Annotated in this window: 24 protein-coding genes and 1 pseudogene; 10 read left to right on the forward strand and 15 right to left on the reverse strand. The window is 69.7% G+C overall.

Annotated features, from left to right (window positions below):
* Window positions 1-154 precede the first annotated feature (154 nt).
* Together AC1DKV_RS23440 and AC1DKV_RS23445 are read left to right on the forward strand one after the other, a co-directional pair.
* Complete coding sequence (locus AC1DKV_RS23440) at window positions 155-1,171, forward strand: tripartite tricarboxylate transporter substrate binding protein (protein WP_441612151.1); 1,017 nt, start codon at window positions 155-157, stop codon at window positions 1,169-1,171.
* Between the two features lie 37 nt (window positions 1,172-1,208).
* Window positions 1,209-2,195, forward strand: coding sequence for a tripartite tricarboxylate transporter substrate binding protein (locus tag AC1DKV_RS23445; RefSeq protein ID WP_441612152.1), 987 nt, complete (start codon window positions 1,209-1,211; stop codon window positions 2,193-2,195).
* Here AC1DKV_RS23445 and AC1DKV_RS23450 read toward each other — a convergent pair.
* Window positions 2,192-3,760 (reverse strand): MFS transporter, encoded by a 1,569-nt coding sequence (locus AC1DKV_RS23450; RefSeq protein WP_441612153.1) that lies wholly within the window; start codon window positions 3,758-3,760, stop codon window positions 2,192-2,194. The genes AC1DKV_RS23445 and AC1DKV_RS23450 overlap by 4 nt on opposite strands.
* Before the next feature lie 200 nt (window positions 3,761-3,960).
* Here AC1DKV_RS23450 and AC1DKV_RS23455 point away from each other — a divergent pair, with 200 nt between their 5' ends.
* Complete coding sequence (locus AC1DKV_RS23455; protein ID WP_441612155.1) at window positions 3,961-4,851, forward strand: LysR family transcriptional regulator; 891 nt, start codon at window positions 3,961-3,963, stop codon at window positions 4,849-4,851.
* 64 nt (window positions 4,852-4,915) lie between these two features.
* On the opposite strand, the gene AC1DKV_RS23460 is transcribed toward AC1DKV_RS23455, so the two are convergent.
* Entirely contained in the window at window positions 4,916-5,545 is a 630-nt protein-coding gene (locus AC1DKV_RS23460) for a LysE family translocator (RefSeq protein ID WP_441612156.1), read from the reverse strand.
* A gap of 129 nt (window positions 5,546-5,674) precedes the next feature.
* On the opposite strand from AC1DKV_RS23460, the gene AC1DKV_RS23465 reads away from it, so the two are divergent.
* Window positions 5,675-6,136 (forward strand): Lrp/AsnC family transcriptional regulator, encoded by a 462-nt coding sequence (locus AC1DKV_RS23465; protein WP_441612158.1) that lies wholly within the window; start codon window positions 5,675-5,677, stop codon window positions 6,134-6,136.
* A gap of 18 nt (window positions 6,137-6,154) precedes the next feature.
* Here AC1DKV_RS23465 and AC1DKV_RS23470 read toward each other — a convergent pair whose 3' ends face one another.
* Complete coding sequence (locus AC1DKV_RS23470) at window positions 6,155-6,538, reverse strand: hypothetical protein (protein ID WP_441612159.1); 384 nt, start codon at window positions 6,536-6,538, stop codon at window positions 6,155-6,157.
* A 261-nt stretch (window positions 6,539-6,799) separates the two neighbouring features.
* On the opposite strand from AC1DKV_RS23470, the gene yfiR reads away from it, so the two are divergent.
* From yfiR to AC1DKV_RS23490, 4 genes are all read left to right on the forward strand, one after another.
* Window positions 6,800-7,384, forward strand: coding sequence for a regulatory sequestration protein YfiR (yfiR, locus tag AC1DKV_RS23475; RefSeq protein ID WP_441612160.1), 585 nt, complete (start codon window positions 6,800-6,802; stop codon window positions 7,382-7,384).
* Window positions 7,381-8,661, forward strand: coding sequence for a diguanylate cyclase DgcN/YfiN (gene dgcN, locus AC1DKV_RS23480; protein ID WP_441612162.1), 1,281 nt, complete (start codon window positions 7,381-7,383; stop codon window positions 8,659-8,661). The genes yfiR and dgcN overlap by 4 nt, the downstream gene beginning before the upstream one ends.
* A gap of 89 nt (window positions 8,662-8,750) precedes the next feature.
* Window positions 8,751-9,257 carry an outer membrane lipoprotein YfiB gene (gene yfiB, locus AC1DKV_RS23485; protein ID WP_441612163.1) on the forward strand — a complete coding sequence of 169 codons (507 nt, stop codon included), beginning with the start codon at window positions 8,751-8,753 and terminating at the stop codon, window positions 9,255-9,257.
* Between the two features lie 107 nt (window positions 9,258-9,364).
* On the forward strand, window positions 9,365-10,441 hold the full coding sequence (locus AC1DKV_RS23490; protein ID WP_441612164.1) for a hypothetical protein: 1,077 nt from the start codon (window positions 9,365-9,367) through the stop codon (window positions 10,439-10,441).
* Between the two features lie 28 nt (window positions 10,442-10,469).
* Here the strand turns inward: AC1DKV_RS23490 and AC1DKV_RS23495 are convergent, their stop codons facing one another.
* From AC1DKV_RS23495 to AC1DKV_RS23520, 6 genes are all read right to left on the reverse strand, one after another.
* Window positions 10,470-10,967, reverse strand: coding sequence for an FAD synthase family protein (locus tag AC1DKV_RS23495; RefSeq protein WP_441612165.1), 498 nt, complete (start codon window positions 10,965-10,967; stop codon window positions 10,470-10,472).
* Between the two features lie 127 nt (window positions 10,968-11,094).
* Window positions 11,095-12,429 (reverse strand): ATP-binding protein, encoded by a 1,335-nt coding sequence (locus tag AC1DKV_RS23500; protein ID WP_441612166.1) that lies wholly within the window; start codon window positions 12,427-12,429, stop codon window positions 11,095-11,097.
* Complete coding sequence (locus AC1DKV_RS23505; RefSeq protein ID WP_441612167.1) at window positions 12,429-13,142, reverse strand: response regulator; 714 nt, start codon at window positions 13,140-13,142, stop codon at window positions 12,429-12,431. Before AC1DKV_RS23505 ends, AC1DKV_RS23500 begins: the two co-directional genes overlap by 1 nt.
* A gap of 27 nt (window positions 13,143-13,169) precedes the next feature.
* The gene (locus AC1DKV_RS23510) at window positions 13,170-13,463 is read right to left on the reverse strand and encodes an EF-hand domain-containing protein (protein ID WP_441612168.1); all 294 of its coding nucleotides are present in this window, start codon (window positions 13,461-13,463) and stop codon (window positions 13,170-13,172) included.
* A gap of 130 nt (window positions 13,464-13,593) precedes the next feature.
* Window positions 13,594-14,592, reverse strand: coding sequence for a hypothetical protein (locus AC1DKV_RS23515; protein WP_441612169.1), 999 nt, complete (start codon window positions 14,590-14,592; stop codon window positions 13,594-13,596).
* A gap of 312 nt (window positions 14,593-14,904) precedes the next feature.
* Window positions 14,905-15,072 (reverse strand): hypothetical protein, encoded by a 168-nt coding sequence (locus tag AC1DKV_RS23520; protein WP_441612170.1) that lies wholly within the window; start codon window positions 15,070-15,072, stop codon window positions 14,905-14,907.
* 220 nt (window positions 15,073-15,292) lie between these two features.
* Between AC1DKV_RS23520 and AC1DKV_RS23525 the strand changes: the two genes are divergently transcribed.
* On the forward strand, window positions 15,293-16,201 hold the full coding sequence (locus AC1DKV_RS23525; protein ID WP_441612171.1) for an alpha/beta fold hydrolase: 909 nt from the start codon (window positions 15,293-15,295) through the stop codon (window positions 16,199-16,201).
* On the opposite strand, the gene tdh is transcribed toward AC1DKV_RS23525, so the two are convergent.
* A complete protein-coding gene (tdh, locus tag AC1DKV_RS23530) occupies window positions 16,198-17,271 on the reverse strand; it encodes an L-threonine 3-dehydrogenase (protein ID WP_441612172.1) in 1,074 nt (357 codons plus the stop codon). The two genes, AC1DKV_RS23525 and tdh, sit on opposite strands and share 4 nt — an antisense overlap.
* 33 nt (window positions 17,272-17,304) lie before the next feature.
* Window positions 17,305-18,507, reverse strand: coding sequence for a glycine C-acetyltransferase (locus AC1DKV_RS23535; RefSeq protein ID WP_441612173.1), 1,203 nt, complete (start codon window positions 18,505-18,507; stop codon window positions 17,305-17,307).
* Between the two features lie 215 nt (window positions 18,508-18,722).
* Here AC1DKV_RS23535 and AC1DKV_RS23540 point away from each other — a divergent pair, with 215 nt between their 5' ends.
* Window positions 18,723-19,190, forward strand: a complete 468-nt coding sequence (locus AC1DKV_RS23540; RefSeq protein ID WP_441650010.1) for a hypothetical protein — start codon at window positions 18,723-18,725, stop codon at window positions 19,188-19,190.
* Between the two features lie 6 nt (window positions 19,191-19,196).
* On the opposite strand, the gene AC1DKV_RS23545 is transcribed toward AC1DKV_RS23540, so the two are convergent.
* The 4 genes and pseudogenes from AC1DKV_RS23545 to AC1DKV_RS23560 all read right to left on the reverse strand — a co-directional run.
* Window positions 19,197-19,481: an Ada metal-binding domain-containing protein gene (locus AC1DKV_RS23545; protein ID WP_441612175.1), complete on the reverse strand. Its 285-nt coding sequence runs from the start codon at window positions 19,479-19,481 to the stop codon at window positions 19,197-19,199.
* A complete protein-coding gene (ada, locus tag AC1DKV_RS23550) occupies window positions 19,478-20,557 on the reverse strand; it encodes a bifunctional DNA-binding transcriptional regulator/O6-methylguanine-DNA methyltransferase Ada (protein ID WP_441612176.1) in 1,080 nt (359 codons plus the stop codon). The genes AC1DKV_RS23545 and ada overlap by 4 nt, the downstream gene beginning before the upstream one ends.
* 66 nt (window positions 20,558-20,623) lie before the next feature.
* Complete coding sequence (locus AC1DKV_RS23555) at window positions 20,624-21,433, reverse strand: 2OG-Fe(II) oxygenase (protein WP_441612280.1); 810 nt, start codon at window positions 21,431-21,433, stop codon at window positions 20,624-20,626.
* Window positions 21,382-21,663, reverse strand: a pseudogene (locus tag AC1DKV_RS23560) (methylated-DNA--[protein]-cysteine S-methyltransferase); the annotation flags it as partial. The pseudogene AC1DKV_RS23560 and the gene AC1DKV_RS23555, both read right to left, overlap by 52 nt.
* Between the last annotated feature and the right edge of the window lie 161 nt (window positions 21,664-21,824).

The raw sequence follows: 21,824 nt of genomic DNA on the forward strand, positions 1-21,824 counted from the left end.
GCGCCACGCTGGTGGCGTGGCTGCGCCGGCACGCCGTCGCGCGTGGCCGCCTCGACGGCGTGTTCCAGCGCGACTGGCGCGGCCGCGTGCTGGCGCCGGCCGCGGCGTTGCCGTGAGCGCCCGGATGTACCCGACAAAAACACAAGGAGACGACATGCAACCCAGTACCGAACAACAAGCCGGCCGCCGGCGCCCGGGGCCGGCGCCGGCAGCACTCGCCTGCGCGGCATGGCTGCTGGCCTGCGCCGAGGCACCGGCGATGGCCGCCGCAGCGCAGGCAGCCTGGCGCCCTGAGCGACCTGTCACCCTGGTGGTGCCCTACGCCGCCGGCGGCGGCACCGACGCCACCGCGCGCGCCGTCTCGAAGCAGCTCGGCGTGCTGTGGGGACAGCCCGTGGTGGTGGAGAACCTGCCCGGCGCCGACGGCCTGATCGGCACGCGCCGCGTGATGGAAGCCAGGCCCGACGGCTACACCCTGCTGCTGCAGGTGCCCGCCATCGTCGTCACCAAATACACGCCGGGCCTGAAAGGCATCGACCCGCTCGCGCGGCTGGAGCCTGTCACGGCCATCTCGCAGTCGCCCGCCGCCGTGGTGGCGAGCGGCAAGCTGCCGGTGAGGACCATGGCCGAGTTCGTGCAGTACTGCAAGGCAGTGGGCAGGGCGTGCTCGCTGGGCACCGGCGAAAGCGTGGCGCGCATCTCCGGCAGGCAACTGGCGGAAGAAACCGGCCTGCCCAATCTCATCATCGTCAACTACCGCGGCACCGGACCCATCGTCACGGACCTGATCGCCAACAACGTCAACCTGTCGTTTACCGGCATCACCGCGGCGCTGCCGCACTACAAGGCCGGCACGCTGCGGATCCTGGCCACCCAGGGGCAAAAGCGCGCGGCCGCGCTGCCGGAAGTGCCCACCACCGCCGAGGCCGGCTACCCGCAGTTCCAGTCGGTCACGTGGTACGGCCTGTTCGCGCCGAAGGGCACCCCGGCCGCGGTCACGCAGGGCGTGGTGGCCGCGCTACGCGAAGCCGTGAAGGACCCGGACGTGCAGAAGACCATCGCCGCCGCCGGCGCCGAGCCGGTGGTCAACTCGCCCGCCGAGTTCGCGACCCAGGTGCGCCAGGACAGCGAGCGACTCGGCGCGCTGGTCAAGCGCTACCCGTTCGAGTAGGCATGCCGCACGGCAAGGCAACGACCAGGAGCAAGACATGAAGCATTCAACCGACCGGCGCGCCGCAATGACGCGCGCCGCCGCGTGCCTGGCGCTCGCGCTGGCGGGCCTGCCCGCCTTTGCGCAGCCACGGTGGCCAGCCAGGCCAATCCGCCTGGTGCTGCCGTTCGCGGCCGGCGGTCCGGGCGACATCACCACCCGCATGATCGCGCGCGCGCTTGGCGCGCAGCTGGGCCAGAGCGTGATCGTGGACAACAAGCCGGGCGCGGGCGGCATCATCGGCACCGAGTTCGTCGCCAAGAGCGCGCCGGACGGCTACACGCTGCTGATCGCCGGCAACGGCGCGGTGGCCAACGCGCTGTTGCGCCCGAAGATGCCCTATGCGGACAGCGACCTCGTGCCCGTGGTCAGCACCAACGCCGCGCCGTCGGTGATGGTGGCGGGCAGCGCCGCGCCGTTCAGCGATCTCAAATCCCTGCGGGCCTATGGCAAGGCCAGGGGCGGCATCACGTTCGGCACCGCGGGCGCGGGCAGCACCGGGCATTTCGTCGCGGAGATGGTGCAGGCGGCGCTGGGCGTGCCGGTCACGCTGGTGCACTACAAGAGCGGATCGGAGACGCTCAACGCGGTGATCGGCGGCCAGATCGACCTGGCTTCGGAAGCGCCGGTGGGCGTGATGGGCTTCGTGCGCGGTGGCAAGCTGCGCGCGCTGGCGGTGGCCGACGACCAGCGGGCGCCGTCGCTGCCCGATGTGCCCACCACGGTGGAGCAGGGCTTTGCCGGCATCCGCATGGAGCATTGGGGCGGCATCTACGCGCCCCGGGGCACGCCGGGGCCGGTGCTGGACCGAATCGCGCAGGCCACGCAGGCCGCGTTCCAGGGCGACGCGGCCCTGCGCGCGCAGTTCGAGACCTATGGCTACCGGCCCGTGGCCGGCACGCGGGTCGAGTTCACGCGCTTTATCCAGCAGGAGAAAGCGCGCCTGGGCAAGATCGTGCACGATGCGCAGATGCGCATCGACTAGCCGGCATCACTCGCTACCTCCGCCGCCACTTTTTCGCGCGCCGGCTGGCGCACGGTGTTGTCGCGCATCAGCAGGCGCACCAGCACGGCACTCGTCAGCGCCGCCGCCGCGGCCACGCACAGCACCCACGAAAAGCCGCCCGCGAACGCGCCGCGCGCGAGCGGCGCCAGCGTGTCGCGCAGCGGCGGGGCGAAGGCGGCCAGCGCGCCGTCGAGGTCGCCGGCCGCCACGCGCGCCACGACGCGGGCAGCGGCGTCCTGCGGCAAGGCGCCGGGCGCCAGGGCGCGCAAGGCCGCATCGAACAGCGCTTGCATGTGCCAGGCCAGCAGGCCGGCGAGCAGGCCGAACGACAGCACGATGGCGCTGAAGCGGGTGGTGGTGCTGATGCCCGACGCCATGCCCGAGCGTTCGCGCGGGATGCAGGCCATGATGTTCTTCTGCGTATCGCCGTTGAGCAGGCCCGCGCCGCTGCCGGTGACCGCCATTGCCAGCGCGAATGGCAGGTAGCTCATGGTGGTGGCGGCCCACGCGCTCAGCAGGTTGCCCAGGCCGACCAGCACCAGGCCGGTCACCAGCATGGTGGATGCGTCGATCCGGTGCGACAGGCGCACGCCGATGCGCGGAAAGACCAGCATGGTCAGCGCGAACGGCAACATCGCCGCGCCCGAGGCGATGGCCGAGAAGCCCAGCCCGGTCTGCAGGTAGAGCGGGATCAGCGTCATCATCACCTGCGCGCAGCCGGCGTAGGCCGCCATCGCCAGCAGCGCGCCGATCAGGCGCGGGTTACGGAACAGCGACAGGTCCAGCATCGGCCGGCGCTGCACGCGCTGCGTGACGATAAAGAGCGCGAACAGCGCCGCGCCGCCGGCCACGCGCAGCAGCGTGTGCGGATCGCCCCAGCCGATGCGGTTGGCCTCGATCAGGGCCCAGATCATCAGGAACAGGCTGCCGCTGAAGGTGAGGGCGCCGCTCGCATCGATGCGCGCGGCGCCGGCATCGCGCGAGTTCTCCACATGCCGGATCACCATGGCGCCCAGCAGCAAGCCCACCGGCAGGTTCAGCAGGAACACCCAGCGCCAGCCCATGGTCTGGCTGATGATGCCGCCCAGCCCGGGCGCCACCAGCGTGGCCATGCCCATGCACGCGCCCCAGAACGCCCAGGCGCGGGCGCGCTCGCGCTCGTCGTGGAACGCATGCGCGATGGTGGCCAGGGCCGAGGTCAGCAGCAGCGCCGCGCCCACGCCCTTGGCCGCGCGCGCCAGGTTCAGCTGCAGGCTGGTGGCGGCAAGGCCGCAACCCAGCGAGGCCAGCATGAACACCGCCAGTCCCACCAGCAGCATGCGCTTGCGGCCGAACTTGTCGGCCAGGCTGCCCGCCGGCAGCAGGCCGCCGGCGAAGGTCAGCATATAGGCGCTGACCACCCATTCGATATCGGAGAACGTGGCATGCAGGTCCGCCGCGATGCGCGGCAGCGTGACGGCCACGATATTGGTGTCGAGCACGATCAGGGCGCAGGCGCCGGACGCCGTCAGGAGCGCCGCGCGGGAGCCGGTGCCGCCGCTCATGCTATTGCCCCCGATGAAACAATTGCGCCACTTGTGCCGCGCAGGCGGCCTTTTCGCCGCTGGTTCGCCGTATACCGCATGTCGTTGCTTCCTGTCTAGAGGAGCGCCAGCATACGTCTGGCCGTGGCCGGCGTTGTTGCGCTGGCCATGCTATTTTGTTGCCTACTAGCTAACAAAGCCTTGGGAGTGGTTGGCAACCAATGGAACTGCGTCATTTCCGCTACTTCATCGCCGTTGCCCAGGACCTGCATTTCACGCGGGCCGCGGCCCGGCTTGGCATTTCCACGCCCACCCTGACCAGGCAGATCCAGGAGATGGAGTCCGCGCTAGGGATCCGGCTGCTGGAGCGCAACCAGCGGTCGGTGGCGCTGACGCCGGCCGGCGAGGTGCTGCTGGTGGAAGCGCGCGCGGTGGTGGCGCAGTTCGAGTCAGCGCAACTGCATGCGCAGCGCGAGGCGCGCGGCGAAACCGGCGAGATCCATATCGGCTATGTGGCCTCGGCGGCGTATTCGGGCGTGCTGCAGCGGCAGGTGGAGGCCTTCCGCGCCGCTTGCCCCGATGTACGCCTGCTGGTGCGCGAGGCGCCGATGGACAGCCTGCCGGACCAGGTCAGGGATGGCCGGTTCGATATTGCCTACGTGCGCTCGCCGGTGCGCGTGCCCGAGGGCGTGGACGCGCTGCCGCTGGCCCCCGAAGGCTTCATCCTGGCGCTGCATGCCGCGTCCTGGCTGCGTGGCCTGCCCGAGATCCAGCCTGCGCATCTCAAGGAAGAGACGTTTATCCTGCCCGAGCAGGTCTCGGGCACGCTTTCCACCGCGGAGCAGGGCGGCTTCGCGCCGCGGCTGGGGCCGCAGCCCGGCGGGCTGGTCGCGGTGCTGACGCTGGTATCGCTGGGCGAAGGGGTGGCGATCGTGCCGAACGCGGTGGCCGGCCATATCAGCCTGCCCAGCCTGGTGTACCGCGAGATCGCCGGGCTCGGGGTGACTTCCTACCTCTCGCTGATGTCGCGCAGGCACGAACGGGGTGCGGCGATCCGGCGCTATATCGAACTGGTGTCGCGGCCGCCGCCCGGCCCGGAACCCGTTCGATGATGGCAGCCTCGGCGGCGCGGCAGACCGCCCGATGCGCGCCGGCGGGGCGGGCGGAGGCAGGCACTCACTCCATCGACAGCCGTGCCGCAAACGCCAGCAGCACCGCCGAGAACGACCAGCGCTGGACCGCCTGCGCGCGCGGGCTGCCGCGCAGCCAGGCGGCCATGCGCGCGGCGCCGAACACGCAGGCCAGGTCGAAGGCGATGCCGGTCAGCACCAGCACCACGCCAAGTTCCACCACCTGCGACCACACCGGCGCGCCGTGCGGATCGACGAACTGCGGCAGCAGCACCGAGCAGAACAACAGCGCCTTCGGGTTCAGCAGGCTGCTCAGCGCGCCGCGCGCGACCGAGGCGCGCAGGGGCGCGGCCGCGCCGGCGCCGCCCGCGCCGGTGTCGATGCCGAAGGCGGGGCTGCGCAGGATCTGGATGGCCACCCAGGCAAGGTAGAGCCCGCCCGCCACGCGCACGCCCTGGTAAAGCCACGGCGCGGCGCGCAGCAGCGCGGCCACGCCACAGGCAGACAACGTGACATGGGTGGCGCGCGCGAGCGCCAGCCCGGCCGCGTTGGCCAGGCCATGGCGGACGCCGCGGCTGGTGCTGGTCTGCAGCACCAGCGCCATGTCGGGGCCGGGCAAGGCGTAGACCACGGCCAGCGCGCCAATGAACGTGAGCAGCAGGTGAAGCGAAACCATGATGCACTCCTGTCGGGGATGGCGTCATGATGACGCACGGCGCGGAGGGATTTTTGGCGTTTTTCCACGGAAAAGTTATGGAAATTGGGGGAATGCGCTAATCTTCCGGGATTCCGTGGAGGCAGGACGATGGAACTCGATAAAGTGGATCGCGCGATCCTGATGGCGGTACAGGCCGACGGCCGCGCCACCAACGCCAGCGTGGCGGAATCCGCAGGGCTCAGCGAGACGCCCTGCGCGCGCCGGCTGAAGCGGCTGGAGGCGGAGGGCTATATCGAGGGCTATCGCGCGTTGCTGTCGCGGCAGGCGCTCGGGCTTGGAGTGATGGCGTTCACGCAGGTGCGCTTCGGCGTGCACAGCCGCGAACTGTCCGACCGCTTCGAGCGCGAGGTGCAGGCGATTCCGCGCATCATTTCCTGCCATAACGTCTCCGGCAGCGCGGACTACCTGCTGCTGGTGGTGTCGCGGGACCTGGACGACTACGGCATCTTCATGCGCGATGTGCTGCGCACCTTGCCCGGCGTGACGGCCGTCGAGTCGATGCTGTCGCTGCGCGAGGTCAAGCGCAACGCGGGTTTGCCGTTGCTCTGAAGGCAGGCGGGGCGCCCTTCAGCCCTCGCTGTCCCCGCCGCGATGCCGGGCCGCCAGCGCTACTTCGCGCGCCACCGCGAAGCACAGCAGGGCCGCCGCCGTGGCCAGGATCGCCAGCGTGATCGCCAGTTGCCTCCCGTGCCACAGGCCGCCGAACCACTGCGAAAACTCGGCCGCCAGCACCGCTGCCTTGCCGCCGATGCGCTCGAGCTGGAAATCGTATTGCCGCTGCCAGCCCGGGCCGTACAGCAAGTCGGCGGAGGCCTCTTCGCGCGCGGCGTTCAGGTAGATCAGCGCAGCACCGATCCAGCCCGCGCCGAGGATGACGGCGCCCAGCAGGTAGAGCCGGGCCGGCAGGGTCAGGCGCTTGCGCGCGGGCGGCGGGGTTTCGGTCTCGTTCATTGGGGCGCGGGGTCGTGCCTGGATGTTCCAGGCATTGTAGGCAAAGTCCGCCTAAGCCTCCGCCCCCGCCTCCGTCCCGGCCGTGCGCCGGGGTAAATATCGCTGCCGGCGCGCCGATATAGGGAGTGGGCTAGCAAGGCTTGCGGGTGCGTTGCATCGGCGCGCTGCCGTTTTTCTAGCCAGAGCCAGACCGGCGCGCATGCTGCGACCTGGTCTGCCCCGAACAAGACAATTGGCAGGCACCCCTCCTTGCCCCATTCCATGGCTACTGACCCAGGCGATGCGAGCAACCGCTCGAAGCGCTTGCGCCGGCTTCTTCTCTTGCGCATCGTGCCGGCCCTGTTCGCGGCGCTGCTGTGCGTGCAGCCGCCCGGCGCCGCGGCCGATACGGCCCAGCCGCGCTCCGAGGCGGTGATGCGCACCGTGTACAGCCTGCTCGGCTATGCGCGCTGGCCCGTCGAACGCGAGGTGCTGCGCCTGTGCGTGGACAGCTCGGCGCGCTACGCCGGCAAGCTGTCCGACGGCGGCACGCTGGCCAGCGGGCGCCCGATACAGTCGCGGCGCATCGATGTCATGGCCGCGGGCTCGATGACAGGCTGCGACTCGGTCTACCTGGCCGCGATGACCGACGCCAGCCGCAAGAAGGTCGCGGCCGATCTGGGCGGGCGCCCCGTGCTGGTCATCACCGAAGAAGACTTCGAGTGCGAGGTCGGCAGCATGTTCTGCCTGAGCGTGGCGGACAACCGCGTCTCGTTCCGCGTCAACCTCGATTCCGTCGCGCGCAGCGGCATCCATATCCATCCCGGCGTGCTGCAGCTCGGGCGCCGGCGGGGGGCGGCGTCATGAGGCCGCGCTCCCGCCCCGGCGCGGCGGCCGCGCGCCCCACGCTCTACCACACGCTGCGCCGCATCCACCTGAGCGTGGCGCTGATCGCCGTCTGCACGGCGGGGCTCTCGCTCACGGCGCTCGGCCTGGCCGCACTGCGCGTCTACGCCGACCACAACCTGCACCTGATCGCACGCTCGCTCGCCTACACGCTGGAGGCCCCGGTGGTGTTCCGCGACCCGGCGGCGGCAAGCGAAGCGCTGGTGGCCATCGCCACCGCCGAGGTGGCGCAGGCCAGCGTCTACGACCGCGACAACCGGCTGCTGGCCGAATGGCATCACCCGGCCAACAAGCGCCTCGCCGGCCTGCAGCGCATGGCGAGCAGGCTGATGGCGCCAGGCCCGGTGGAACAGGTCATCCTGCACGAGACCCAGGTGGTAGGCACCGTGCGCCTGTCGGCCGATCCCGCCAAGCTGTTCCAGTTCGTGCTCAGCGGCCTGCTTGGCCTGCTGGCCTGCCTGTTGCTGACCGCGGTGAGCGCGCACTACATGTCGAGCCGCATGCTGGTGCATATCATCGAGCCGGTGCGCAACCTGATGCGCGTGGCCCACGCGGTGCGCTCCGGGCGCGCGTTCGACCAGCGCACGCCGCCGGCGCGCATTGCCGAGCTCAATGCGCTGGGCGAGGACTTCAACGGCCTGCTCGACGAGCTCGAAAGCTGGCAGGACCAGCTGCAGCACGAGAATCGCTCGCTGGCGCACCGCGCCAGCCACGACAGCCTGACAGGGCTGCTCAACCGCGGCGCGTTCGAGGATGCGCTGCACCGCGCCGTGCGCTTTGCCGCGATTTCCCGCTCGCACGTGGGCGTGCTCTACCTGGACAGCGATGCGTTCAAGGAGATCAATGACACCTTTGGCCATGCCGCCGGCGACGAAGTGCTGGCCGGCATCGCCCAGCGCATCCGTGCCTGCCTGCGCGAGGGCGACCTGGTCGCGCGGCTGGGTGGCGACGAGTTCGCGGTGCTGGTCACGCCCCTGCGCCGGCCCGCCGACATCGTCCAGGTGGCCGAGCACATCCTGCAGCGCATGAAGGATCCGGTCCGGCTCAGCGGCGGCACCAGCATCGAGGCCTCGCTCAGCATCGGCCTGTCGGTGTTCCCGCAGCATGGGCAGAGCGCCGCCGAGTTGCTGCACAAGGCCGACGAGGCGATGTACGAGGCCAAGCGCGGCCGCGGGCGACGCTGGCAGATCGCGGAGCCGGGACTGGTTGCCGGCGAGCCCGTCGCCGAGCCGCAATAGGCCAGTGCCGGGAGCAGGGTGCGCCGGCGCCGGCGCGAAAGCAGCGCCATGGGCGCCGTACAAATCGCAAAGAGGATAGGAGAAGCATCGTGTCATCGAACCTGTCGGGAAGCGCAAGGCGATGCCTGGCCGCCGTCCTGGCCGCCGCCACGCTGGCCCTGGGCGCCTGCCAGAGCACGAGCGGCGCCGGGCTCAGCGTTCCGCAGATCGAGACGCTCAAGGAACAAGGCTTCACGCAGACCGAGAGCGGCTGGGAGCTGAACCTGTCCGAGAAAGTGCTGTTCGGCCTGAACGAAGACACCATCGGCACCGACCACGAGGCGATCGTGCTGCGCATCGGCATGGCGTTGAAGAGCGCGGGCATCGGCCGTGTCCGGCTCGACGGCCACACCGACGACTCCGGCCCGGCCGACTACAACCAGCAACTCTCGGTGCGGCGCGCGCAGGCAGTGGCCAGGGTGCTGGCCGTGAATGCCTTCGCGGCGCAGGACATCGAGGTGCGCGGGCTGGGCAAGAGCCGCCCGGTGGCGGACAACCGCACCGCCGCGGGCCGCGCGGAGAACCGGCGGGTTGCCATCGTGGTGACGGTGGAGTAGGGGACGCGCCTTGCGTGAAGTTTGCGTGCAAGCCTGCCCGCTGATCCGGCGATTGCCCGCCGCGCATTGCGCCTAGACTGGCGGCTCCGCATCGACAACGCAGCAGCATGGACACACAACCGGCACCACATCCGGCCGGCCAGGGCGCCGCCCAGGCCGCCGCCCAGTTTGGCGCGCTGACCGCACGCCTGCAGCAAGGCGGCGTGCTGCCGCCGGACGATATTCGCCAATGGTGCCAGCTCGGCCTCGAACAGGGCTACGCCGCCGCCGTGCAGCAGGTCTGCCAGAACCTGCTGGCGGCGCCGCAGGCGCATCCGGCGCTCCTGCCGTACTGGTTGTTCTTCCTCGGCACCGCATTGCTGCATCAGCAGCGCATCGAAGAGGGCGTGCTGGTGGAGCGGCAGGCGCTCGAAGCCTTGTGCGCGGCGCCGCTGGTCCACAATCCGCAGCCCGCCATGCGCAAGCTTGCCGATCCGCAGGTACAGGCTCTGCTGTGGCAGGTGCTGGCGCAACTCGCGGGCAGCGGGGTGCGCGCCTTCGCGCATGCCGGCACCCTGCTCGGGCTGGTGCGCGAAGGCCGCCTGCTTCCGTTCGACAAGGACCTCGACCTGGGCCTGCTGGTGGCGGAACTGCCGGCCGCGCACGCCATCCTGAGCGCCCACGGCTGGCAGCGCCCGCAGCCTGTCTTCGCCATCGACAATATGGCGACCTACCATCATCCGCGCCTGGACGTGGTGCTGGACCTCTGCGGCCTGCAGCCGCAAGCGGATGGTGCCACGCTGCTGGGCGGCTTCTGGACCGGCGGCGGCACGCCCGCCAGCCACCAGCGCGTGACCCGCTTCCCCGGCCCGCTGCAACTTGAACAAGCCGGCAGCCCCGCCGGTCAGGTGTGGCAGCTGCAGGATCCGCATGGCTGGCTCGAGGCGGTCTATGGCAAGGCCTGGCGCGTGCCGGATCCGGCCTTCGACACCATCATCGGCGCGCATAACCTGCTTGGCTTCTCCGCCCTGACGCAGTGGTATGCCTACTCGCGCATCGCCAATGCCTGCCTGAACGGCTACTGGGAGAAGGCGCTGCGGCTCGTGCGGCTGGTGCTGGAGCGCCATACGCCGGAAGACAGGCTGCTGCTGCGCATCGGCGGGGTGCTCGAAGGCCGGCTGGCCGGGTTGCGCCCGCCAGCCTGAAGCGCCGCGCCCGCACCGCTACGCACCGTTAAGCGGCGCGCTCCAGGCTGGCCAGAATGCGCTCGCGCAGCGCCGTGGTCGAGACCTCGCTGGCGCGCGGCGTCCAGCTCAGCCCGATGCCGAGCGCCGCCAGCCGTGGCGCCAGCCGCTCCCAGCGCGCGCTGCCGCGCCAGTCCTCGCCGATGAAGACGTGATCGACTCCCAGGTCCGCCACCCAGCGCACCGCGCCTTCGGTGTCATCCAGCCCGCCCGGCTGGAGCAAGGCCTCGTCCACCCACCCCAGCCCCCGCACGATTTCCAGCCGCTCGGCCTCCGGCACGGCCGGCGTGCGCCCCTTCCTGGCCAGCACGGTGGCATCGCGCGTGACCACCGTCACCAGCGTGGCGCAGCGCGCGCGGATGTATTGCAGGTAGCGCAGGTGGCCGACATGGAAGAGATCGAACACGCCCACGGCCAGGCCGCGGGCCGGGAGCGCGTAGAGAGGCAGGGTGGTTGCGCCGTGCGTGTGTGGCAGGTTGTCGGTCATGGGTGAACGCTGTCGGGGATGGCTTGCCGGCGGGGACCGCACGGCGGGATCGCCCGCGATGATAGTGCGGTGGGGCGCAGGGCAATCGAGGGAATAAGGGGGGGATTGGGGGCGGCGTGTCCCGCCTCTACGCGGAATGCCCTTTCAGCGGCAGTGCCACCACCGCTTCGAGACCGCCGCCGTCGCGCGCGCGGAACCGCAGCGAGCCGCCATGCAGGCGCGCGATGCGTTCGACGATCGCGAGTCCGAGCCCGGTGCCGCCCGAATGGCCGCGCGCGTTCCTGCCGCGGCTGAACGGCGCCTTGAGCTGTTCCAGTTCCTCCGCGCCGATGCCGTTGCCCCGGTCGCACACGGCGACGTACGCCGTATCGCCTTCGGCCCAGGTGCGCACGGCAAAACCCGCCCGTCCGTAGACGACCGCGTTCTGCATCAGGTTCATCAGCAGGCGCATCAGGCTTACCGGCCTGAACGGGAACACCGGCATGCCGCCGAGCGACAGCTCGAACTCGTGCCCGAGCCCCGCGAAATCCGCCGCGAGCTGGCTGATGAGCGCATCGACATCGCCGGGCTGCGGGACCTCGCGCTCGCCGCTGCCCGCGTAGTCCATGAACTGCTGGAGGATGGTGTCGATCTGGTCGAGATAGCCCTCCACCGATGCCACGAAGGTGTCGTCGGCGCCGCGCGGGATCGCCATCGCCATGGCGAGGCGCAGCTTGGTCAGCGGCGTGCGGATGTCGTGCGACACGCCGGCCAGCATCAGCGTGCGGGTCGCTTCGGCCTGTTGCAAGGCCTGCGTCATCTGGTTGAACGCGCCGCTCACCTGGGCGATCTCGGTCGGCCCGTCCGTGGGCAGCGGCACCGGGGCTTCGCCGGCGCTGACGTGGCGCGCCGCCCGTGCCAGGTCCTGCAGCGGACGGTTGATGTGCAGCTGGATCAGGTAGCCCGTGAGTGCCGCGAGCAACGCAAAGGCCGCCGACAGCGCGAGCGCGGCGGCGATGCCGCTCGCGCGCGCGTCTTCGGTCATCGGCAAGGCGATCCAGCTGGGCGCGCCGGCCACATGCACGCGGATCCATAGCCGCTCCGCGTCCCCCTCGCCGGTCTGCCATCGTACCGGCATGTCCGGCGGCAGATAGCGCTGCAATGCTTCCATGAAGACATCGCGCTGGTACGTACGAAAAATGCGGACCGGACTGGGCGGCGGCTCGAGTGCGACTTGCCCGGGCGGCTGCGCCATGGCGCCAAGCCGCGCGGCCGCCGCGCGGCCCTCGTCGGCCGGCATGGCGGCAAGCACGCCATCGAGCGTCTTCACGTAGTTGGAAAAGATGACCGCCGCGCGTTCGATGTGCGGGCGCTGCACGAAATGCAGCAAGACAGTGAGCGAGCAGACCTGGGTGAGCGCAACGAGCGCCACCAGCAAGGCGATGTTGCGCGCGAGCAGCGAACGGGGCAGCGCGAGCCGCATCACGACTCGATGCCGGCGATCAGCATATAGCCTACGCCCCACACGGTCTTGATGAAACGCGGCTTCGAAGGATCTTCTTCGAGGATCTGGCGCAGCCGCAGGATCTGCACGTCGATGCTGCGGTCGAGCGCGTCGTGGTCGCGGCCGCGGGCGCGCGCGAGCAGGTTCTCGCGGCTCACCGGCCGGTTCGGCGACGACCCCAGGGCGTGCAACAGCAGCATCTGCGCGGAATGCACCTCGACCGGTTCGCCGCGCAGCATCAGCGTCTGCTTGCCGACGTCGAACTGGAATTCGCCGAAGCGCAGGGTCTGCGAGGTCACGGTCGGCTCGCCGGCCGCCATTCTCTGCCTGCGCAGCAGCGCACGGATGCGCGCGACCAGCTCGTCCGGCACGAACGGCTTGGCGAGGTAGTCGTCGGCGCCGGTCTCCAGCCCGGCCACCCGGTCGACCGGATCGCCCTTGGCGGTCAGCATCAGGATCGGCAGTGTCTGTCCTTCGGCGCGTAGCCGGCGGCAGATGGTCAGGCCGTCTTCCGGCTCCATCATCAGGTCCAGCACGAGCAGGTCGTACGGCTCGCGCTGCAGGTAGCGGTCGAGGCGCTTGCCGTCGGCGACCACGCGCACCTGGAAGCCGTGCCCGGTCAGGAACCGTTGCAGCATATTGCGCAACTCGGCTTCATCATCGAGCACGATGATCCTGTTCGACTGCTCCATGGTGCGTCTCCGGCGATGATCGGGGAATCAGCGGGCCATCGATTTCTGTCTCATGAATTCCTCGATCTGCGCCAACGTGACGTAGCCGGCGCGCTGCGTGTCGATTTCGTCGAAGCGGCTGGCGACCATCGGCATGCCGGCCGCCGCCTGGTCCCGGGTCAGCTTGCCGTCGTGCGTCGTGTTGGCGCTGGCGAAGCGCGCCTGCAATTGCTGCATCGCACGCTCGATCCGGGCACCGCCACCCGCGGGCGGCGCGGCGACCTGAGCGGACGCGCCTGCAGAAACAATACACAAGATAAGAACTGCGATCATCTTCTTCATGATGGACTCCGTGGTGTAGCCGACACTCGGTGCCGGCCTGGTGATGGATGCCGAAGGGTTGAAAGGGCTGGAAAGACCGGAAGGACCGGAAGGACCGGAAGGACCGGATACCGGGTGGATGATGGTGCCGTTACGCCCAGTGCGCGGGTACCAGGACGCCGCCAGCCCAGTGCGCCGGTACCCATACCGCCGCACGCGGCGCCCGCGCGAAATAGACCGCGCGCGGCGCGACATAGACGACCCTCGGCGGCGGCGGTGCGACGTACACGACCTTGGGCGGCGGGGGCGCGACATACACCACCTTGGGCGCCGGCGCGACGTAGACCGGCTGCGGGGGCGGCGGCGGCACATAGGCCACCGGCGCCGGGGCGACCGCCACCGGCGTCGGGGCGACTACCACCGCCGCCGGGGCGACCACGGCCGGGGCGGGCGCGACGACCACGGGCGCCGGGGCGATGACCGCCGGCGCGGCACCGACTGCAACCGTGGCCCCTACCGTCGTCACCGTACCGCCGGTCGTTACCGTGCTGCCGTGTACGACCGTGGTGCCGCCGGTGGTCGTCACGACACCCGGCGCCACGCGGGTCGCGGTGCCGCCGTGCGTGACGGTGCCGCCGTCCGCACCCGTCACCGTGCCCGAGCGGGCACATGTCGACCCGGCGCAACTGGTCGATGCCGCATGGCTGACAGTGTTGCCGTTCGAACGGGTGACCGTGCCGGATGAGGAATACTGGCCCGGCGCCTCGCGCGTCACGCTGCCCGCCGTGGCGGCGGTCTGGCCATTGGGCCCGGTGACATCGCCGGTGTGCGAGCAGGTGCCGCCTGCGCAGCTGGTGTCGCCGGCATGCTGGACCGAACGACCGTTCGGCCCGGTCGCGGTGCCGGCGTTGGAGAACTGCCCCGGCGCGGTACGGGTCACCGTGCCGGTGTTGGTCGCGAGCCCGCCGTAGGGGCCGACGACACCGCCGGCGTGCGAACAGCTGCCGCCTGAGCACGATCCGAAGTGCGCGCCGTTATAAGTGCCGTGCGGCGTGTAGGCCGTGCCGTGGCCGGACCAGCCCGCGAAGGCCGGGGTGCTTGCAAGGATGATCAGCGAGGCGGTGGCTGCGAAGACGTAACGGGATGTCATGGGATGTCCTTCAGGTTCGGGTCTGGCCGCGCACTGCGACGTGGCAACGGGACGAACTATAGGAGCGGGGCGCGAAATAATCGCGGTGGAAAACATGTCGCGGTGTTACACCGGCGTGACTGGGCGACGGGCGGCGAATGCCGCGCCTGTCGGCGGCGCAAGCGCGCCAGGCACGCACGGCAGGGCATCCGCGCCACGTAAAAAAGGGGAGGCACGCCTCCCGGCGTGCCTCCCCTTTCTCCTTGTCAGCCCAGCCTTGTCAGCCTTGCCTGCGCCGACTGCCCCGGGCGCCTCAGAACGGCAGGCGGAGCTTCACCGAAGCGGTCTGGTTGGTGAAGCGGTCACGCACCTCTTGCGCTGGCCTTCGTTGTGGCCGGTGCCGAAGTCTGCCTGCACGCTGACGTCGGTGCGCGCATCCAGGCTGTAGCTGCCGTAGCCGATCAGGCGATAGCCGTCGACGCTGGCGCTCTGCGCCGCCACCGGCGAGTTGCCGTAGGTGCCTTCGTTGCTCAGTGTCAGGCAAGCCGCTGAAGTAGACTTGCCGCTTGTTTGTGTTCGCGACTTTCTTGCTTTCTTGCTTTCTTGTTGTTATGTGGTGCTCAAGGTGCCGGGGAACCGGTACCGCCTTGATTTCTTCCTTACTTCAATCCGTGTGTCTTTGCGTGTGTCGCCTCCCCGTTATTCGCCTGGTCTTTCATTCGTGCGGACCAAGGTCCTGATCCTGCTGGCGGCCCTGCTGCTGGCCGCCTGTACCCATTTCTCTCCTGCCGGGCGCCGGCAGGCCGCCGACGCGCTGGCGCTCACCCATGGCTGGCAGAAACTCCGCCTGCCCACACGGGATTTCGTGCTGACCGCCTATGCGCCGGCACCGGCCGTCGCGGCCGCCGCGGCCGATACGCTGGCCGTCTACATCGAAGGCGACGGCCTGGCCTGGCTCAGCCCGACGCAGCCCTCCGACGATCCGACCCCGCTGCGCCCGGTGGCCCTCGAACTCGCCCTGGCGCATGTCCGGGGCGCCGCGGCATACCTTGCGCGTCCGTGCCAATTCGTCGACGACCAAGACCTGCGCGGCTGCGGCACGGCCTGGTGGACCGGGCGGCGCTTCTCCACCGAGGTGGTCGAGGCCACCGGCCAGGCCATCGACGCGCTCAAGCAGCGCTTCGGCGCGCGCCGGATCGTCCTGGTGGGCTACTCGGGCGGCGGCGCGGTGGCGGCGCTGGTGGCGGCACGGCGCCAGGATGTCGCGCGCCTGGTGACCGTGGCGGGCAACCTGGAGCCGCTGGCGTGGACCACCCTGCACGGCGTGCCGGCACTCGAAGGCTCGCTCAACCCCGCCGACGACTGGCGCCGGCTGCAGGACATTCCGCAGCTGCACTTCGTGGGCGCGCAGGACACCAATGTCACGCGCGAGGTGGCCGCGGCCTATGCCGCGCGCTTTCCCGCCGCCCGGCGACCGCCCGTCCATCTGGTGGAAGGCGCCACCCATGCCTGCTGCTGGGCGCAGAAATGGCCGGCGCTGTGGCCGCTGGCCTTTGCGCCGGACGCGGGTAGCCCGGGCGAGCAGGCTTTCCTGCCCTCCCTGTTATCTGTCGGTCTTGTGATTTATTAAGCGGCGGGAGAGGAAGCCGGGGGCGCGGCGGGTGCGCCCGTGCCGCCGGTCCAGTCCAGCACCACCTTGCCGCTGTTGCCCGAGAGCATGGCAGCGAAGCCGGCCTGGAAGTCGTCCGCGCGGAAGCGGTGGGTGATCATGGGCGTCAGGTCGAGCCCGCTTTGCAGCATGGCGACCATCTTGTACCAGGTCTCGAACATCTCGCGGCCGTAGATGCCCTTGATCTCTAGGCCCTTGAAGATGACCTGGTTCCAGTCGATCGCCATCTTCGACGGCGGGATGCCGAGCATGGCGATCTTGCCGCCATGGTTCATGTGCTCGAGCATGGTGGCGAAGGCGCTCGGCACGCCCGACATCTCCATGCCGACGTCGAAGCCCTCGGTCATGTGCAGCGAGGCCGCGACATCCTTCAGGTTTTCCTGCCCGATGTTGACCGCGCGCGTGGCGCCCATCCTGCGGGCCAGCTCGAGCCGGTAGTCGTTGACATCGGTGATCACCACATTGCGCGCGCCCACATGGCGGGCGATGGCGGCGGCCATGATGCCGATCGGGCCGGCGCCGGTGATGAGCACGTCTTCGCCCACCAGGTTGAACGACAGTGCAGTATGGGTGGCGTTGCCGAACGGGTCGAAGATGGCGGCGATCTCGTCAGGGATGTCGTCGGGGATGCGGAAGGCGTTGAAGGCCGGAATCACCAGGTATTCGGCAAAGGCGCCCGGGCGGTTCACGCCCACGCCCACCGAATTGCGGCACAGGTGCCGGCGTCCGGCGCGGCAATTGCGGCAGAAGCCGCAGGTGATGTGTCCCTCGCCGGAGACGCGGTCGCCGATCGACAGTCCGCGCACCTCCTGCCCGATGGCGACGATCTCGCCCACGTATTCGTGTCCCACCTGCATCGGCACCGGGATGGTGTGCTGCGCCCACTCGTCCCATTTCCAGATATGGATGTCGGTGCCGCAGATGGCGGTCTGGCGGATGCGGATCATCACATCGTTGTGGCCGACTTCCGGCTCGGGCACGTCGGTCAGTGTCAGGCCGGGCGCGCGTTCGAGTTTGGCGAGGGCTTTCATGGCTGGGTTCCTGTGCTGGCGCGGGTTGCGGCTTCAGGCAATGGCGCCGAATTTCCTGCCCACCTTGGCGAAGGCGGCCACCGCGCGATCGATCTGCTCGGCGGTATGCGCGGCGCTCATCTGCGTGCGGATGCGCGCGCGGCCCTTGGGCACCACGGGGAAGGAAAAGCCGACCACGTACACATGCTCGGCCAGCAAGGCATCGGCCATGCCGGTGGCCAGCGCGGCGTCGCCCAGCATCACCGGGATGATGGGGTGCTGGCCGGGCACCAGCGTGAAGCCCAGCGCGGTCATCTCGCGGCGGAAGTGCTCGCCGTTCTCGCGCACGCGCATGCGCAGCGCGGCGCCTTCCGCGCTGGCCAGCAGATCGAGCACCTTCAGCGTGGCGGCGGCGATGCTGGGCGCCAGCGAGTTGGAGAACAGGTAGGGGCGCGAGCGCTGACGCAGCAGTTCCACGATCTCGCGGTGGGCCGCCACGTAGCCGCCGGAGGCGCCCCCCAGCGCCTTGCCCAGCGTGCCGGTGATGATGTCCACGCGGCCTTCCACGCCGCACAGTTCCGGCGTGCCGCGCCCGTGCTCGCCGACGAATCCCACCGCGTGCGAGTCGTCCACCATCACCAGGGCGCCGTACTTGTCGGCCAGGTCGCAGATCGAGCGCAGGTCGGCGATGATGCCGTCCATGGAAAACACGCCGTCGGTGGCGATCAGCTTGAAGCGCGCGCCGGCCGCGTCCGCCTCGCGCAGGCGGGTTTCCAGGTCGGCCATGTCGTTGTTGCGGTAGCGGTAGCGCTTCGCCTTGCACAGGCGCACGCCGTCGATGATGCTGGCGTGGTTGAGCTCGTCGCTGATGACCGCGTCCTGGTCGTCGAGCAACGTCTCGAAGAGGCCGCCGTTGGCGTCGAAGCAGCTCGAGTACAGGATGCTGTCGCCGGTGTGGAGGAATTTCGCCAGCACCGCCTCGAGCGTCTTGTGCACCGACTGCGTGCCGCAGATGAAGCGCACCGACGCCATGCCGAAGCCGTCCTGCTCCAGCCCGCGGCGCGCCGCCTCGATCAGGCGCGGGTCGTCGGCCAGGCCGAGATAGTTGTTGGCACAGAAATTCAGCACATGCTCGCCGCCGGCCAGCCGGATATCGGCCGCCTGCGGGCTGGCGATGACCCGCTCCGCCTTGTGGAAGCCGTCGGCGCGAATGGTGTCGAGGGTGTCGCGGAGATGGGAGAGATAGCGGTCGCGCATGGGATTCCCTGAGGTGGTGGATCGATGGCGTGTGGCGCCTCATGCGCCGTTGCTGTATTGCGTTGCAGCATGGGGAGGTGGGGTTTTGTTATGGTATGCCTGATGTGCTGTGGGTGGGGGAAATGGTTTGTTATCGGGTTTGTTATTGGTTTCTTGGGGGGAGGGATAGTCTTGGCTTCAGGGTCAACGTCTAGGGCGTAAAGGCTTTGGTTTTAATGTCGAAGACAACTTCGAAGGCGAATTCTCAAAGTCAACGTCAACATCAAAGGCAAAATCTTAAGGTCAACGTCAACGTCAACGTCAACGTCAAAGGCTTTCGCGCCCCCGGCGCGACCTACTTTCTTTTGTCCGAAAAGAAAGTAGGCCAAGAAAGCGGACTCCTGGCCGGAGGGGCAGAAGCATCCAGGGGTTACGGGATTTGCGGATTCGTGGTGGGTGTGTCGGTTCTGCTGGAATCTGCCGGTACCGGCGCTGACGGCCACTACACTGCGAGAGGTGCTTGTTTCGTGGTGATGCCCCTGAGCGCTGGTGCACTGCTTGTTCGGGCATCTGCCGTTACCGGGTCGGGCGGCCACGGCATTGTGGCCTCGCTGGTTTCGTGGTGGGCGTGGTGGACCGGTGGTCGAGTCAAAGCCGGCAGCTGCGGTGTTCGTCGCGCTGGCGCTGCTGCGCGCCAGGCGTGATCCTGTTCAAGGCGGTGGAATGGGCGGAAGAGCGGCTGCCTTCCAGCGGGCGTACGCCACTGGCATGCACGCCGCGCACGGCCGGTAGCCTGCCGCGATGGCATGTGCCTCGTCGAGAAAGAACACGCGTTGCGGCGCATAGCCGCCGCGGGCGATGGCGCGCAGCGCGCTGCGGCAATCGAGCCGGCCGTACAGGCGCCCGCCGCGGTGGCCGCCCAGCGTGCCGGGCGCCGGACTTTGGTATGGCTTGCCGTCCGGCCCGACCAGGGTCCAGTTGCGCGCCGCGGTCAAGCCTGCCCCTCGCGCTCCAGCAAGCTCCGCTTGCGCTCCACGCCCCAGCGATACCCCGATAGCTGGCCGTCGCTGCGCACCACGCGATGGCAGGGAATCGCCACGGCGATATGGTTCGCGCCGCATGCCTGCGCCACCGCCCGCACCGCCTTCGGCGCGCCGATGCGCGCGGCAATCTCCGCGTAGCTGGCGGTGGAGCCGGGCGGGATCTCCCTCAGCGCCTGCCACACGCGCTCCTGGAAGGCGGTCCCGCGTACATCGAGCGGCAGGTCGAAGCCCAGCGACGGCGCTTCGATCAGCCCGACCACCTGCGCGATCAACTGCTCGAAGCCGGCGTCGCCGCCGATCAGGTTGGCCTTGGGGAACTGGTCCTGCAACTCGCGCGCGAGCGCATCGGGGTCGTCGCCGAGCAGGATCGCGCAGACCCCGCGCTCGCTCTGCGCCACCAGGATGGAGCCGAGCGAGCACTCGCCCACGGCAAAGCGGATATCCGTGTTGGCGCCGCCGGCGCGGTAGCGGCTTGCGGTCATGCCGAGCATCTGGCCGGAGGTTTCGTAGAAGCGGCTGTTCGAGTTGAAGCCGGCGTCGTAGATGGCTTCGGTGACGGAGCCGGCGCGCCCCAGCCGGTCGCGCAGCTTGCGTGCGCGGTGGGCGCCGGCATAGGCCTTGGGCGTAAGCCCGGTGACGGCCTTGAACACGCGGTGGAAGTGGAACGGGCTCAGGCGGGCCTGGCTGGCGAGTGCGTCGAGCGCGGGCGGCTCGTCCGCGTTCTCGATCTGGCGGCAGGCCTCGGCAATCAGCGCGGCATGCTGGGCCGCCATTGCTGACTGGTCCGCCGCGGCCCGCTTGCTCGGGCGGTAGCCGGCAGCCTCGGCGGCTGCCGGTGTATCGAAGAACTCCACGTTTTCCGGGCGCGGCAACCGTGAAGGACTGCTCGGGCGGCAGTAGATGCCGGTGGTCTTCACCGCATAGACGAAGTCGGCGTCCGCCGCCGGGTCGCGCGCCAGCACGCGGGCCCAGCGCGGGTCGTGTTCGGTCGTTGCCTTCGTTGCCGCCGTTGCCTTCTTTGCTTTCATGATGCTCACTGTATGCCGATGCCGCGCGTTGCGCACGCCGTGGCTTGTGCCGCATGCCGCATGCCGCTAGGCGGCGTCGTGGAAGATGATGCCAAGCACATGCCGGTGTCCCGAACGCAGCCGGCTCACGCCGTGGCGCAGCTTGACACGATAGCTGCCGCGCGTGCCCTGCACCGGGCGCTGGTTCACCGCGAACACCACGGCGTCGCCCTTGCGCAGCGGCACCACCTCGGCGCGCGACTGCATGCGTGGGCGCTGTTCGGTCAGCACGAATTCGCCGCCGGTGAAATCCCTGCCCGGCTCGGACAGCAGGATGGCTACCTGCAGCGGAAACACATGCTCGCCGTACAGGTCCTGGTGCAGGCAGTTGTAGTCGTCCGGCCCGTATTGCAGGATCAGCGGGGTGGGGCGCGCCTGGCCGGCATCGTGGCAGCGGCGCAGGAAATCGGCGTGCCGTGCCGGATAGCGGATGCCGATGTCCATCGCGGCGTTCCAGCGGTTGGCCACGGGCACGAGATGCGCATAGAGCGCGCCGCGCAAGGCCTCGACCAGGCCGGGCAGCGGATAGCTGAAGTATTTGTATTCGCCACGGCCGAAGCCGTGGCGGCTCATGACCACGCGTGAGCGGAACAGGTCCTCGCGCGGGTAGAGCGCGGCCAGCGCATCGCAGGCCTGCGGTGCGAGCAGCCCGGCGATGACGGCGCAGCCCTGGCGCTCCAGTTCTTCGCCGATGGCATCCCAGGGCAACGTATCGGCATGCCGGCCAGCCGCCTGCGCGCCGCCCGTCAATGCGCCGCCGCTATCTGCCATTGCATGGTCTGCCTTCATGCCCGCGCCTCGCGCTGCAGCAGTTCGCGCTTGCGTTGCACCCCCCAGCGATAGCCGGAGAGCGCGCCGTCCTGCTTCACGATGCGGTGGCAGGGAATGGCGATGGCCAGCAGGTTGGCTGCGCAAGCACCGGCCACGGCGCGCGCCGCTGCGGGCCGGCCGATGCGTGCGGCGATGTCGGCATAGCTTGCCGTGCTGCCTGCCGGTACCGCGCGCAACGCCTGCCATACCCGCTGCTGGAAGGCGGTGCCGCCAATGTCCAGGGGCAGGTCGCAGGCACTTCCGGGCGACGAAGCCAGGCTGGCGGCCCGCGCCAGAAGCCCCGCCAGGTCTGGTTGCGCCCGCCGCAGCGTGGCGGCGGGGAAGGCCGCGCGCAGTTCGCCGTGCAGCGCCTGCTCATCCTCGCCGAGGAGCAAGGCGCAGACGCCGCGTTCGCTTT

Source organism: Cupriavidus sp. 05T41 (genome assembly GCF_056396525.1).

Excerpts from the sequence above, each read along its gene's own strand:
- AC1DKV_RS23490 (WP_441612164.1), top strand. The coding sequence starts at position 9,365 with ATGGACACACAACCGGCACCACATCCGGCCGGCCAGGGCGCCGCCCAG.
- AC1DKV_RS23540 (WP_441650010.1), top strand. The coding sequence starts at position 18,723 with ATGTCGAAGACAACTTCGAAGGCGAATTCTCAAAGTCAACGTCAACAT.
- tdh (WP_441612172.1), bottom strand. The coding sequence starts at position 17,271 with ATGAAAGCCCTCGCCAAACTCGAACGCGCGCCCGGCCTGACACTGACC.
- AC1DKV_RS23500 (WP_441612166.1), bottom strand. The coding sequence starts at position 12,429 with ATGCGGCTCGCGCTGCCCCGTTCGCTGCTCGCGCGCAACATCGCCTTG.
- AC1DKV_RS23440 (WP_441612151.1), top strand. The coding sequence starts at position 155 with ATGCAACCCAGTACCGAACAACAAGCCGGCCGCCGGCGCCCGGGGCCG.
- AC1DKV_RS23465 (WP_441612158.1), top strand. The coding sequence starts at position 5,675 with ATGGAACTCGATAAAGTGGATCGCGCGATCCTGATGGCGGTACAGGCC.
- AC1DKV_RS23460 (WP_441612156.1), bottom strand. The coding sequence starts at position 5,545 with ATGGTTTCGCTTCACCTGCTGCTCACGTTCATTGGCGCGCTGGCCGTG.
- AC1DKV_RS23510 (WP_441612168.1), bottom strand. The coding sequence starts at position 13,463 with ATGAAGAAGATGATCGCAGTTCTTATCTTGTGTATTGTTTCTGCAGGC.
- AC1DKV_RS23495 (WP_441612165.1), bottom strand. The coding sequence starts at position 10,967 with ATGACCGACAACCTGCCACACACGCACGGCGCAACCACCCTGCCTCTC.
- AC1DKV_RS23515 (WP_441612169.1), bottom strand. The coding sequence starts at position 14,592 with ATGACATCCCGTTACGTCTTCGCAGCCACCGCCTCGCTGATCATCCTT.
- AC1DKV_RS23470 (WP_441612159.1), bottom strand. The coding sequence starts at position 6,538 with ATGAACGAGACCGAAACCCCGCCGCCCGCGCGCAAGCGCCTGACCCTG.
- AC1DKV_RS23450 (WP_441612153.1), bottom strand. The coding sequence starts at position 3,760 with ATGAGCGGCGGCACCGGCTCCCGCGCGGCGCTCCTGACGGCGTCCGGC.
- AC1DKV_RS23455 (WP_441612155.1), top strand. The coding sequence starts at position 3,961 with ATGGAACTGCGTCATTTCCGCTACTTCATCGCCGTTGCCCAGGACCTG.
- ada (WP_441612176.1), bottom strand. The coding sequence starts at position 20,557 with ATGAAAGCAAAGAAGGCAACGGCGGCAACGAAGGCAACGACCGAACAC.
- AC1DKV_RS23445 (WP_441612152.1), top strand. The coding sequence starts at position 1,209 with ATGAAGCATTCAACCGACCGGCGCGCCGCAATGACGCGCGCCGCCGCG.
- dgcN (WP_441612162.1), top strand. The coding sequence starts at position 7,381 with ATGAGGCCGCGCTCCCGCCCCGGCGCGGCGGCCGCGCGCCCCACGCTC.
- yfiR (WP_441612160.1), top strand. The coding sequence starts at position 6,800 with ATGGCTACTGACCCAGGCGATGCGAGCAACCGCTCGAAGCGCTTGCGC.
- AC1DKV_RS23505 (WP_441612167.1), bottom strand. The coding sequence starts at position 13,142 with ATGGAGCAGTCGAACAGGATCATCGTGCTCGATGATGAAGCCGAGTTG.
- AC1DKV_RS23535 (WP_441612173.1), bottom strand. The coding sequence starts at position 18,507 with ATGCGCGACCGCTATCTCTCCCATCTCCGCGACACCCTCGACACCATT.